The following is a 13,295-nucleotide window of genomic DNA, read 5'->3' as shown; positions in this document are numbered from 1 at the left end:
CTGCAATGCGGCAAAAATCAAGGGTATTAAATATTTTCCTGCCGTGTATGGCGTGCCGTATCAATCTCGTTTATCGTCGTCGACGGGTATTCTAAAAAGAACGCGTGTCGCAATGATGCGCTCACAGCTAGGGAGACAAGCCGTGCTATCGATGCATTCTCTTCGGATGCGTTGTGCCGATTCCGTTCAGGACTCGGACACGACGCCCACCGGCGCGTACAACGCGCGCCCACCGCGCCGTAGCCGCCTCGCCGTGGCCGCGCTTTTCATCGCGGCTGCAGCCGTTCTGCCTGCCTGTTCGAGCGGCGGTGGCGGCGACAACGGCGAGTCCAATCCACGAAGCGAAGTCACCGCCGGTGGCTTGAACTTCACCTATCCGTTCAACGGCCAGCAGGATGTGCTGCTGGATACGTTGATGGTCGTCAATTTCGACGGCAGCGTTTCCGGCGACGTGAGCGATGCGCTCGAGCTGCAGGTCGACGGCAGCACCGCGCAGCCGGGTATTACGGTCGAACGCGACGCCGACCGACCCAACATCCTGCGCCTGGTGCCCAACGGGCCGCTGTTGCCGAACCGTGACTATTCGGTCGTGGCAACCCAGGCTCTGTCGGGCGGCAATACCCGCTTCGATGCCGGCGCTACGCTGTTTACCTTCCGCAGCCGTCCGGCCGAAGGTCGGCCCGCTGACGGCGCCTTCCAGGTCACTACCGTGACCCCGGGCGAAACGAACCCCGAAACCAATCGTCAAAGCGTGTTCACGCAGTTCAACGCGATTCGCGTGATTCTTAACGAACCGGTTGACCCCGCCACGGTCAACAACCAGACCTTCACGGTTGAAGGCCCCGACGGCGCCGTGACGGATGCGCGCTTGACCGCGCTCGGCCGCTATATCGTGTTCGATCCCAACGAGGATCTTGCACCTGGCAACTATACCGTCAGCTGGACGGACGGTATTACGTCGGTATTCGGCAAGTCTCTGACCGCAGGCAGCCAGCAGCGTACGGTGCTGACCCTGGGCGATCAGCCAACCGACCAGATGCTGGTCATCGAAGACGACAGCTCGGCCGATGACGTGGCCGATCTGCCCGACAACCTGCTGACCGGCCTGCCGATCAACAACATTGACATCGACTCGCAGCTGATCGGCAGCAACGACCAACCGGTGCTCGGCTCGGGCGACGCCAACGCCAACCCGCCGATTCGCAACCGCGTTGCCACCACGCTCGCCACCCCAGGCACCGCCGGCTATGACGACGTTATTCCGGCGGTGATTCGTGCCGGCCAGAAGTTCCAGCTCAAGGGCCTCAAGCTATTCCTCGGCGGCGAGGAACTGGGCGTTGAAACCCCGATCGACAGCGGCCCGATCGACGTCAACTTCATCAACGACGTCAGCGTCTATCTGATGAGCAACGACTACCGCAACGTGGAAACCCCCACGGCGGTACAGCTGCGCTTCGATCTGGGTATCGGCACGCTGGTAACCGCCGCCCTGGCCTCGGATTCGCGAAACTTCGTCATCCAGCAGCTGGCCAACGGCGTGTTCAACCAGAGCGTGCTCAATATCCAGGCAGCAGGCCTGGCCATACCGCGCGACAACGGCGATCTGGAAATCAGCACCCTGGGCACCTTCCCCATCAACGTGAACCGTACCGATAACGCCACCGTCAACTTCCAGCTGACGCTGGTGCTGCCGGCCAACCCGACCGATGGTCAAGGCGGCAGTGGCACCGAGGATTCGGTGGGCCCGGTCATCACCGCGCGCTCGCCCAGTGCCTGTCTGTATGCCTTCGGCTCGGCGGGCTATAACGCCATTTACGCGAGCCAGGGCGTCGCGCCGACCGTGTTGCCCGAACCCCTGTGTATCGACGGCAATATCCAGACCGACAACAGCGCGGCGATCAACAGCTTCCCGATCGAATCCAGTCCGGCGATCGTCTTCTCGTCGCCGATCGATCCGAACACGGTCAACGCGCAGAATATTCAGCTCACCGGCGGTGGCACCACCGTCGAGGCGACCTACCGTGTCGAAGGCTTCAGTGTGGTCGTGGACCCGGTCGGCTTGCTCACGCCGGATACGGACTACACCCTCACCCTCAACACCGCGATCGAAGATCTCGACGGTAACCCGCTCAGCGGCAGCAACGCAGCCGGCCCACGGCTGACCATGAACTTCCGTACCGAGCCTCAGGTGACCACTGACAGCGCGCCGCCGCTGCTCGGCACCCTATCGCCCGGTGTGCCTTGTGCACTCGAGACGGATAACGTGAACGACTCCTTCCTCACGGGTGGCGATACCGCCGGCAACTGCGTGGGCAGCTCGGCCAGCAATGCCGCGTTCAACTACCCGGTGTTCGAAAGCCCGGTCAATGTCCCGGTCGATGCCGTTCTGTCCAAGTTCGTGGACGCGAGCACGATCGTGCTGGCCGACGGCTGCCTGACAGCTGGCAGTGGCGAACCCAACGCCGTGGAAGGCGCGAGCGTCGCCCTGCAGCAGATGGACGCGAACGGACAATGCGTGGGCGCGGTCGACGCGGCCATCGCCCTGGCCAACCCCGGCGACGACCGGACCCGCTCCTTCACGATTCGCCCGACCGACTATCTTGAGGCGGGCACGCGTTACTGGATCGTGGTGTGCGGTACCGAAGGCGACCGTTGTACCCAAGGTGTACCCGGCGTGATTGCCGACATCGACGGTGCACAGCTCAACACCGACCCGCTCAACGGCACCGGCTCGACCGACTCGTCGACCGGCACCGCGGGCGGTCCGGATATCGTCATGCCCTTCGACGCGATTGCGGCCAACAACGACTACTACACCACCCAGTTCACGCTGCCGGAAACCGACACCAACGGTAACGGCCGCGTCGACGCTGGCGAACGGCCGCAGCCGGGTAATCGCGCCTTGCTGACGCTGGAGGCCGGCGGCATTGGCGCTCTCGCTTCGATCGAGAACCCGAATCGCCCTGATGGCAAGTATGCGAACTATCTGTCGCTCGCGCGCCCGATTGCGATTCGTGAAGCGACCACAGAATGCGCGCGCGTAGACGCCGTTCAATTCGGCGAGGGCAACACGCCCAACGCCGGATCGGCTGTGGGCGAAACGCCGGGGACGTGCGTGCCCGTGTCGTTGCTGCCCGGCGGTATCACCAGCCTGACCGGCGTTGAGGCTACCGCGACGTTGGCCGGTGCGGATCTGCTGACGATCAACACCGGGCGCATACTGCTGCGCTTCCCGAACGACCAGGATGCCAACCCGACCGGCACGCCGAATCAGACCGGCTATATCGTGGAACGCTGTACGGGCCAGTTCCCGGGCGGCGTTGAATACGACTTCGAGCCCTGCTTCGCGGCGTCGCTGAATCTGGTGGCCAACGCGCCGGACGGTGACAACGTCAGCCTCGACCAGCAGCAGTTCGTTGCCAACCTGGTAGGGCCGGTGACGTTCGAACAGAACGGGCGGCTGGTCATTTCGCTGCGGAATGCGAACGAAATCGAGCTCGAGGCCGAAGCCAGTCTGGCGGGGTTACCGATTCCGGCGACAGCCACCATCGAGCCTGCTGAACTCACGTTCCAGCTCGTAGGCAATGCGGTCCATGGCGGCCGCGCGTTTCCGAATCGCTAGCAACTGAGTGCCGCCGCGCCGGGGGAGACCGGCGCGGCGCCCTCCAACACGAACAAGAATCTAACAGGGAGACGGGAGATGATTCACCAGAACAAGCCAGCGCGCCGGCGGTTGAGCCAGCACGCGGCAAAACTCCTGGGCGGCGCGAGCCTTATGCTGCTGGCCGGCACGGCCTTTGCCCAGGGCACGAGCCAGAACGCCCAGACCGATACCGTCGACGACAACGGCGGCGTCTTCGAGCGGGCACTGAAATACGCGCACGACAACACCTACTACCGCGTCGGCGTACTGCATCTGAGTTATGAAGGCGACAGTTCGTCGCTGAGAATTGATAACGCGAACGGCCTGGCGGCCCAGCCATTCGGCGTGGGCTCGAGCGAGCTTGAGGGCACCGGCTCATCCGTGGGCGACAAGACGACGCTCGGCGGCACCATCGGCATGTATATTCCGAAGACCGGTCGTCACCTGGCCGCGGAAGTCACCCTCGCACCGCCCTTGAAGCTCGACTTCGAAGTCAGCGGCCGCGCGATCAACGAGTCGATCGCACCGGAAACGCAGAGCGGCATTCCGACCGGTGTGCCCGCACTGGGTCGCAAGATCGGCACGCTCAAGGCGCTGCCACCGAACCTGACGATCATCTACCGGCCGTGGGTGGATACCATGTTCCAGCCCTACATCGGTGCCGGCGCGATGTATCTCTACACCTTCGATACCGACGTCACCAATGAGGTTCTCAACGCCTACGGTAACGAACCTACGCTCAACCTGACCAAGCCGGTGGCCTGTGTCGGTCAGGTCGGCATGGACGTGAATCTCAGCGAGAAACTGTTCGTTACCGCCGACGTGAAGTACGTAGGCTGTGCGGAAGTCGAAGCAACGGTCAACAACGTCGTCGTAGACGCGCCGGCGCTCAGCCCGACGGTCGGCCCGGTCAACGTGGGCTCGGTAAGCTCGACCAACGATTTCAAGGCCGTTCTCTATCAAGTGTCGATGGGTTTCCGCTTCTAATAGAACAGGACCCCACCGGCGACCCGGTAACAAGCCGCCCCTCGGTCTCGAGGGGCGGCTTTTGTTTGTCTGTACCCCACTATCAGCGCGGACAGGCAGAGGTAAAGCAGCCTCTCAGCGCAAAGACCCGACACAAGCCAGCGCTCTGCGCGCCCACCCAGGAAAACGACAGCGCGAAGAGTGACCGGCGTTCGGCTGCCCTGCATCTCCAAAGCGTGTGTCGACTGCCATCGACAATGCGCTCACTTCCCCGCCCCGAGCCTGCGCGTCCGCCCCCGCGCCCTGGCCCGCCTTCGCGAACGCCGAGCTGAACGGTCGACCTGTCTGGCTCACAGTCGCGAGCCCAGCGATATCATGCCAGTAAGGCGTCCAACCTCGCCCCGATCAGCCGAAGGGTCGACTTGTCCGCCCTTGGGCGGCGAGACTCAATGGCGGGTATTGGCAACGATCTCGAAGGCGAGTTCACGCACCGCATCGGACATCGCCTGTCCGACCGCCGCGGGATCCCGCGGTCTTGCCGGCAGGTTCTGCTGGATGACCGTGTTGTCGCGGGCGACCACGGTTTCGCCCTTGGACTCGGTGACCTTCCACCGCGCGGCAAGCACGACCTGGCCCGACGGCTGCGGCTCGAACGCATCGACCGTTACATCCACCTCGTAGTCGCGCCCGCGATTGCCGACGAGTTTTTCGTCGATCGTCTGTTGCAGCAGACGGGTCATGGCCACCGGCAGGCGTTCGGCCCATTTCGCGTTCGGCATGCGCGTGAGCACGTATTCGTCGGTACGCAGTTGAATATCGTAGTTATCCAGATACTCAGGCACGCGTACCCGACGCACCTGCCAACTGCTCGCCTGACTGGTCGCACGGGCCGTCTGCGGCGGTGATAGCAAAACCTGTTGTAACGGCGGTACACCACTACAGGCCGCAGTGGTCGCCACGAACAGCGCGGTCACACCGCGACGCACTAGTTCTCTCATCATCGCTGGCCTCCACCGAATAGCAAAGCGTTGGGGTCACGTTCGAGTGTCTCGGCAAATCGCCGCATGGAGGACGCACCGGCCGACAGATCCCGGATTGCGCTTTCGACGTCCTGGCGTGTACCCGAATTGGGGTCGGTCAGATCCTCCAGATTCTCCGAGAGCTGCTGCAGATTGGCGCTGGTCGCTTCGGCGTTGTCGAGCAGCCGCGTGAGCTGTTCGTCACGCGATTCGATCTGCGTGTTCACGTTATCGGTTAGCGCACGCACGCTCTCGAGCGTTTTTTCGAACTGGCGGCTGTTCATGTATACCGCGTCACGTGCGGCGGCGATTGCTTCACGCGTGGTGTTCGTTGTCTTCTCCAGGTTTGGCCCCATTCGGTTGAGCAACTGGTCCATGTCGTTGGCCAGGGTGACAACGGATTCCATGGTTTCGTTCACGGTCTCCAGCGTTTCCTTCCACGGCAGGCCCGTGACCGTATCCTTGAGCTGTTCGATCTGCGATGGCACAGCCGGAATTTCGGGCAACTCGACATCGGCGCGATCGACCGCGAACTTCGGCTTGCTGTCGGGCTGGAAATCCAGATTGACCGCCAGCTGCGAGGTGACGTAGCTCCAAACGACCAGCTGGGCACGCAGACCACGCGCGACCAGTTCTTCGGTACTGAGCTGGGCACTGGGCGGCGCGCCATTCATCATGACCGTATTGTTGCCGGCCATTTCGATGGTCACGCCGATACGGGACTTGCCGGCTTTCGGGTCCAGACGCAGTTGCACATTCTTGACCGTGCCGACCTGCACGCCGCGAAACAGCACCTTGGAACCATTGGTCAGCCCGAGGACCGACTGGTCGAAGAAGATGATTGCCTGGCGGCTGTTGGAAAAGATCCGGTTGCCGCCCAGCGCGAGAATACCGACCACGGTCAGTACGATCGCGCCGAGCATGAACAGACCAATAACCGTATAGCTGCGGTTGCTTGCCATTAGAGAACCCCGGGTCGAGATGACGTTACGACGGGCCGTCGTCGGCCACTATCGGCTGCCGATTGAGAAATGCCCGCACGCGTGCGTGTTCGGCATGTTCCGCAAGCGTACGCGGATCACCATGCGCAATCGCGCGGCGGCTTTCGTTGTCGAGATAGATACTGTCGTCTGCGATGGTAAAGATGCTGGGCAGCTCATGCGTGACCGCTATCACGCTCAATTGCAGGGCGTCGCGCAGGTTCATTATCAGTGAATCCAGACGCTGAGAGGTGATCGGGTCAAGCCCCGCGCTGGGTTCGTCGAGAAACAGATAATCCGGGTCCAACGCGATCGCACGCGCCAGTCCGGCTCTTTTCTGCATACCACCCGACAGCTCGCTGGGCATGCGTGACTCCTGACCGGCCAGGCCCACCAGCGCGAGCTTGAATGCCACCTGGTCGCGGATTTCCGCCGCGCTCAGCCGGGTATGCAGCTGCAACGGCAGACCCACGTTCTCGCCCACGCTCATGGAACTCCACAACGCAGTACTCTGAAAGAGCACGCCAATGCGCCGCTGCAGGGCCTGGCGCTGGGCGCTGTCGTCACTCCACAGCCGCTGGCCGTCGAAGACCACATCGCCCTGCTCGGCCTGTTCCAGATCGATCATGTGGCGTAGCAACGTGCTCTTGCCACAGCCGGAGACACCCATGATCACGAAGATACTGGCCGGGCGCACCTGAAACGACAGATCCTGCTGAACTACCGTATCACCATAGGCCAGGGTGAGATCACGTACGGCAATGCCGGTATCCGGCAGTGGCTGCGAGGCATCGAGCTCGGCCATGGCCTAGACCCCCAACGCGTTCGTGCACAGCGCGAAGATCGCATCGATCACGATAATACCGATAATCGACACCACCACGGTACGGGTGGCCGCGCGTCCCACTTCGGCGGCGTTACGCCCGGCGCGCATGCCCAGATAACAACTGGCCAGGGCGATGAGGATGCCGAAACACACCGCCTTGATGAAACCGATCACGAAGTGGCGCATCGCCACCGCGTCCTGCAGGCGGCCGAGAAAACTCGCCGGCGAGGTATTGAGCACGACATCGGCCACGAGCATGCCGCCGCCAATGCCGAGTGCGGCGGCATAGATAAACAGCAGCGGCATCATCAGCGTCATCGCGGTCAGACGCGGCAGCACCAGAAATTCGAAGGGGGATACGCCGATCATGCGTAGCGCATCGATTTCCTCGTTGGCTTCCATGGTCGCCAGATGCGCGGCAAAGGTGGCGCCGATGCGCCCGGCCATGATGAACGCGGTCATGATCGCGGCCATCTCGCGGGCCACCGCGATCCCGACCAGATCGGCCAGATACAGTCCGGCGCCAAAAGCCGCCAGCTGAACCGCCCCCACGAAACCCAGCACTGCGCCGATCAGCAGGTTGACGACCGTGACCACCGGCAACGAGGCGGCCCCGGTTTCGCGAATGAGGGCCATGAAATCGACCCAGCGCGCCTGAGCCTTGCCAACTGCGAGCTTGGGCGTGGCCGCGAACGCATTACCGATGAGCTCGGCGGTATGAGCGACCGAAGCCACGCGCCGACCGCCGCGTTTGCCCAGCCGGTTGAGCCAGTGACTGCGCTCGCGTGCGTTCTGATCGCTGTCGGCCGGGCGCGCGAGGGTAACCAGCGCATCGACGCTCTGCGGCAGCGACTGGTAGCGCACATCGCACGCCTGCTCGCGCAGTTGCGCGTTGACGCCATAGACCACTGCGGCAACCCGCGGGTGGGCACTGGCGAGTTCGCTGCCGTCGACGAGCACCGGCATGTCCGCGTCGCGACGTGCCTCGAGCAGCTGTGCGGTCAGGCTCTGGACGGTCGGCACATGAAGTGCTGCGCCCCAGTCGCCCGCCAGCAGCAGGGCGACGCCGTCAGAGCGCGCTTCGATGCGATACAGATTCGACGTAGGCGACGCGACGTGCGGCACAAAGGCTCGATAGGAAACGAACGGGTTTCCTATTCTGACACGTCACGCGCGTCAGGTTCTGTGCGATCTTCCGATTGCGGGCCATAGGAGTCGCTGACCGCCTGCAGACCATCATTCAGCGAATCGCTGTTTTCGGTCCAGCCGCCGCCGAGCGCCTTGAACAGATCGGCCGTTGCGGTGAAGCGGTCACGAATCGCCTCGGCCAGATCCAGCTGCGCCGAGAACAATTGACGTTGGGCATCGAGCACGTCGAAAAACGCCGTGCGCCCCACGTCGTAACGGATCTGGGCGAGTTCCACGGTTTCGCGATAGGCATCGACCTGGCGCTGAACCGATTCCACCCGCTCGTCGGTAAGGTTGACCGCGACCAATGCGTCACGCACTTCGGCGAAGGCCTGGCGCAAGGTCTGGCGATAGGAGATTTCGGCCGCTTCCTTCTGCGCGATCGCGGTTTCGTAATTGGCCTGACGACGCCCGAAATCCAGAATCGGTGCAGTGATCGTGCCGGCGATACTCTGGGTTTCGGAATACGGCTCGAACAGATCGTCCACGTCGATGGCTTCGGTGCCGATCATCGCGGTCAGATCGAAGGTCGGGAAAAACTGCGCCTTGGCCACGCCTACGCTTGCATTGGCCGCGATCAGCTGCGCCTCGGCGGCGCGAATATCGGGCCGGCGTTCGACCAGCAGCGACGGAATCACCACCGGCAGGTCATCAGGCAGATGCAGGTCTTCGAACGACCCATCGTCGATCTCGGCCCCGGCCAGAATCTCGGCCGGCGACCGGCCGGTGAGAATCGCTAGCGCAGATCGCAGCTCGCTGGCCTGCTGTTCGAGCGGCGGCAGCTGTGAGCGCGCGGTTTCCAGCAACGAACGCGTCTGCAACAGCGTCAGTTTGTCGATGGCACCGTATTTATAACGCTGCTGATCGAGTTCGAGACCGCGCTCGCGGGTGGCGATGGTTTCCTTGGTCACCCGAATCTGGCGTTCGACCGCGCGCAGCGACATGTAGTTGGTAACCACATCGCTGACCACGCCCAGACGAATCGAGTCCTGGGTATAGGCCGAAGAGAGCAGTGCGGCGCGGGCCTGCTCGCTGGCACGACGCAGGCCGCCGAACACGTCGAGCTCATAGCTCAGCGTCGCGGCGACCGAGAAATAGTCCGAGCGCCGACCGGCGGTCGGTGTACCCGAAGAGCCGCCGGCGCCCGCGCCGACGCCGCTACTGCCGGAACCCGCGCCCCCCTGGCCGATGTAGCTGCTTTTCTGACGGGCGGCCTGGGCCTGTGCCGAGATACTCGGGTAGAGGTCGGCGTTGGTCAGCCCCAGCTGTGCACGCGCCTCACGAAAGCGTGCGGCCTGCAGCGCAACGTCGAGGTTGTCGTCCAGCGCGTCGTCGATCAGCTCGTTGAGCACCGGATCGCGATACCGCGTCCACCAGTACGCCAGTTCCTGGCGCTGGCTCTTGCTCAGCAGCGTCGAGTCGAACGCCGAATCCGGCAGGTCGATATCAGGGCGCTGATAATCCGGGCCGAGCGTACAGGCCGACAGGCCCGCCACCGCGAGCAGCAGAAGGGCCTTACGCATGGGGATTGCCTTCATCATCTTTTCTTTTGTTGAGCAAACGTCCGGCCCGCGCCGAGCCGCGCTCGACCAGATCATAGAACAGCGGCACGAATAGAATGGCAAAGAACGTAGCCGCCAGCATGCCACCAACCACAGCCGTACCGATGGCATTACGGCTATTCGCCGACGCGCCAGTGGCCAGCGCCAGCGGTACACAGCCGAGAATGAAGGCCAGCGACGTCATCACGATTGGGCGAAAACGCAATTTGGCTGCTTCAAAGGCAGCGGCCGCAGGCGACTTGCCCTCTTCGCGCGACATAACCGCGAACTCCACGATCAGAATCGCGTTCTTGGCGGCCAGACCGATCAGCACCAGCAAACCCACCGAGAAGTAGAGGTTGTTATCGATACCCCGAAACCAGACAGCCACGAAGGCGCCCAGTGCGGCGAATGGCACCGCGGTGATCACCGCCAGCGGCAGCGTCCATTTCTCGTACTGGGCCGCCAGAATCAGGAACACCATGATCATGCCGAACAGCACGGCGATCCCGCCCGATCCGGCTGCGGTTTCTTCCTGATAGGCGGTGCCCGTGAAACTCAGCTGGTAATTGTTGCCGCCGAGCACATCGGCCACGACCTGCTGGATGGCCGCGTTCGCCTGGCCCGAACTATAGCCCGGCGCCGGCGAGCCCATGATCTTGGCCGCCGGGAAGATATTGAAACGCTCTACCACGTCGGCTGCAAGCCTGCGTTCATGGCTCACTAGCGAGCTCACTGGAATCATGTCGCCGGTGGTATCCGAACGGACGAATACCTTGGCCAGATCCTCCGGCTTTTCGCGATACGGCGCATCAGACTGGATATTGACCTGCCAGTTCCGCCCCAGATAGGTGAACTGGTTCACGTACAGCGAACCGAAAGTCGCCTGGAGGGTGGCAAACAGATCGTTGATCGGCACGCCCAGCGTCTTGGCTTTTTCGCGATCCACATCCAGTCGGTAGCGCGGCACGTTGGTCGTGAGGGTGGTGCGCACCTGCGACAGCTCGGGGCGTTTATTGGCCTCGGCCACCACCTTGCCGGCGGCCTCACGAATTTCGTTGAAGCTGTCGCCGGATTTGCTCTGCAAGTAGCCCTCAAAACCACCGGTCGTCGACAAGCCGATGATGGGCGGCGGGTTGAAGGCTATGATCTGGGCATCCGGGATCTGCGCGCCAAGGCCGAATGTCTGGCCTACGAGCGAAAATGAATCCTGTCCTTGGCCACCGCGCTCGTCCCAGTCCTTGAGCGTCAGGAAGGCGATACCGGCATAGGTACGTTGAGCGCCAGCCAGAAAGTCGTAACCGGCGACACCGACGATATCCTCGACCGCCGGCATGGCCTTGAGACTTTTGCTAATCACCTCATCGCGGACTTCTTCGGTACGTTGCAATGAAGCCGCCGGCGGCAGGGTATAGGTCGTGAAGATATAGCCCTGATCCTCCTGCGGCAGCAGACCGCCCGGCACCTGGGTGGACATGAACCAGGTCGCTACCAGCACGCCCACGAACAGCACCAGACCGAGAATCGCCCGGCGCAGCAGCAGATCGACGCCCCATAGATAGGCACCGGTCGCCTTTTTGAACATCTGGTTGAACTTGCGAAAGAACCAGTTGGGCGTTTTCTTGCGCGGCTTGAGAAACACCGCACACAGGGCCGGGGTCAGCGTGAGTGCGACCAGCCCCGAGAAGGCCACCGACACCGCGATGGTAATCGCGAACTGTCGATACATCTGGCCAGACAAACCGCCCAGAAAGCCGACCGGCACGAATACGGCCGCCAGTACCAGCACCACCGCGATCACCGGGCCACTGACCTCCTCCATGGCCTTGATCGCCGCATCCTTGGGCGACTTGCCCTCCTCCTCCATGATGCGTTCGACGTTCTCGATCACGATGATGGCGTCGTCCACGACAATACCGATCGCGAGAATCAGGCCGAACAGCGTGAGCAGGTTGATGGAAAAGCCGAGCGCATACATGCCCGCGAAGGTGCCGATCACCGACACCGGAATTGCGAGCAAGGGAATCAGCGTGGCGCGTACGTTCTGCAGGAACAAAAACACCACGAGCACGACCAGGATGATCGCCTCGATGAACGTGCGTTCCACGTCGGTAATCGAGGCATCGACGAATTTGGTCGTATCGAATGGAATCTCGTATTCCATGCCGTTGGGCAGATCCTTGCCCAACTCTTTCATCCGCGCGCGGATACGCTCCACGGTCGCCAGCGAGTTGGCGCCCGGCGCCAGATACACCGCGAACGGAACCGCCGGATTGCCCGAGAACGAACCACTGGTGCTATAACTCTGCGCGCCCAGTTCGACGCGTGAGACATCACCCAGGCGCAGCACCTGGCCGTTATCCTCGGTCCGCAGGATGATGTTCTTGAACTGCTCCGCGTTGGAGAAACGCCCTTCGGTACTGGCGGTGTATGTGAACGCGATTTCGTTGTCGTTGGGCATGGCACCGAAGCTGCCCGCCGCAAACTGCGAGTTCTGCTCCTGAAGCGCTGCCTGCACATCAGCCGGAGTGAGCTGATAACGCGCCATCTTGCTCGGATTGAGCCAGATGCGCATGGAATAATCCTGCGAACCGAACAGCCGCGCATCGCCCACGCCTTCGACACGCTTGAGTGCGTCGATGACGTTAACCAGCGCATAGTTACTGATATACGTGGTATCGAAGGTCTGATCGGGCGAGAACAGCGTGAGCACGGTGAGAATGTTGCTCGAGCGCTTGTCGACCTGCACGCCGGTGTTGCGCACCGTCTGCGGCAGCTGCGACAGCGCCGCCTGCACACGGTTGTTGACGTTGATGGTGTTCTGATCGGGATCGGTACCGATCGCGAACGATACCGAGATCTGCAGCGTGCCCGCGTCCGACGCCGTCGACGTCATGTAGAGCATGTCCTGGACGCCGTTGATCTCCTGCTCGAGCGGCGCGGCGACGGTTTCGGCAATATCCTCGGCGCTGGCGCCCGGGTAGGTCGCCTGGACCACCACCTCCGGCGGCACCACGTCCGGATACTGGGCAATCGGCAGCCCGCGCATGGCCATGAGGCCCGCGAGCGTGATCACGATCGAAAGAACGGTGGCGAATACCGGCCGTTCGATGAAGAAACGAGAAATCATCT

General features: G+C 62.6%; 8 protein-coding genes. 2 read left to right on the top strand and 6 right to left on the bottom strand.

All coding sequences use genetic code 11. The annotated features are described in order from the left end of the window. Nucleotides 1-151: 151 nt before the first annotated feature. Complete coding sequence (locus T5B8_RS05005) at nt 152-3,622, top strand: Ig-like domain-containing domain (RefSeq protein WP_353176789.1); 3,471 nt, start codon at nt 152-154, stop codon at nt 3,620-3,622. A gap of 78 nt (nt 3,623-3,700) precedes the next feature. After that, entirely contained in the window at nt 3,701-4,630 is a 930-nt protein-coding gene (locus tag T5B8_RS05000; RefSeq protein WP_293626010.1) for an OmpW/AlkL family protein, read from the top strand. Between the two features lie 425 nt (nt 4,631-5,055). On the opposite strand, the gene T5B8_RS04995 is transcribed toward T5B8_RS05000, so the two are convergent. From T5B8_RS04995 to T5B8_RS04970, 6 genes are read right to left on the bottom strand one after another with little or no spacing between them, the layout of a single operon-like run. After that, on the bottom strand, nt 5,056-5,610 hold the full coding sequence (locus T5B8_RS04995; RefSeq protein WP_353176787.1) for a PqiC family protein: 555 nt from the start codon (nt 5,608-5,610) through the stop codon (nt 5,056-5,058). Next, complete coding sequence (locus T5B8_RS04990) at nt 5,607-6,590, bottom strand: MlaD family protein (protein WP_353176785.1); 984 nt, start codon at nt 6,588-6,590, stop codon at nt 5,607-5,609. The genes T5B8_RS04995 and T5B8_RS04990 overlap by 4 nt, the downstream gene beginning before the upstream one ends. Before the next feature lie 25 nt (nt 6,591-6,615). Then, nucleotides 6,616-7,413: an ABC transporter ATP-binding protein gene (locus tag T5B8_RS04985; protein WP_353176783.1), complete on the bottom strand. Its 798-nt coding sequence runs from the start codon at nt 7,411-7,413 to the stop codon at nt 6,616-6,618. A gap of 3 nt (nt 7,414-7,416) precedes the next feature. Further along, nucleotides 7,417-8,559 carry an MlaE family ABC transporter permease gene (locus T5B8_RS04980; RefSeq protein WP_353176782.1) on the bottom strand — a complete coding sequence of 381 codons (1,143 nt, stop codon included), beginning with the start codon at nt 8,557-8,559 and terminating at the stop codon, nt 7,417-7,419. Nucleotides 8,560-8,588: 29 nt separating this feature from the next. After that, nucleotides 8,589-10,145, bottom strand: coding sequence for an efflux transporter outer membrane subunit (locus T5B8_RS04975; RefSeq protein ID WP_353176780.1), 1,557 nt, complete (start codon nt 10,143-10,145; stop codon nt 8,589-8,591). Further along, complete coding sequence (locus tag T5B8_RS04970) at nt 10,138-13,293, bottom strand: efflux RND transporter permease subunit (protein WP_353176778.1); 3,156 nt, start codon at nt 13,291-13,293, stop codon at nt 10,138-10,140. Before T5B8_RS04970 ends, T5B8_RS04975 begins: the two co-directional genes overlap by 8 nt. Between the last annotated feature and the right edge of the window lie 2 nt (nt 13,294-13,295).

Source organism: Salinisphaera sp. T5B8 (genome assembly GCF_040361255.1).
GTDB lineage: Bacteria > Pseudomonadota > Gammaproteobacteria > Nevskiales > Salinisphaeraceae > Salinisphaera.
The sequence above is the reverse complement of the archived record's forward strand: the minus strand, read 5'-3'. Positions and strand labels throughout refer to the sequence as shown.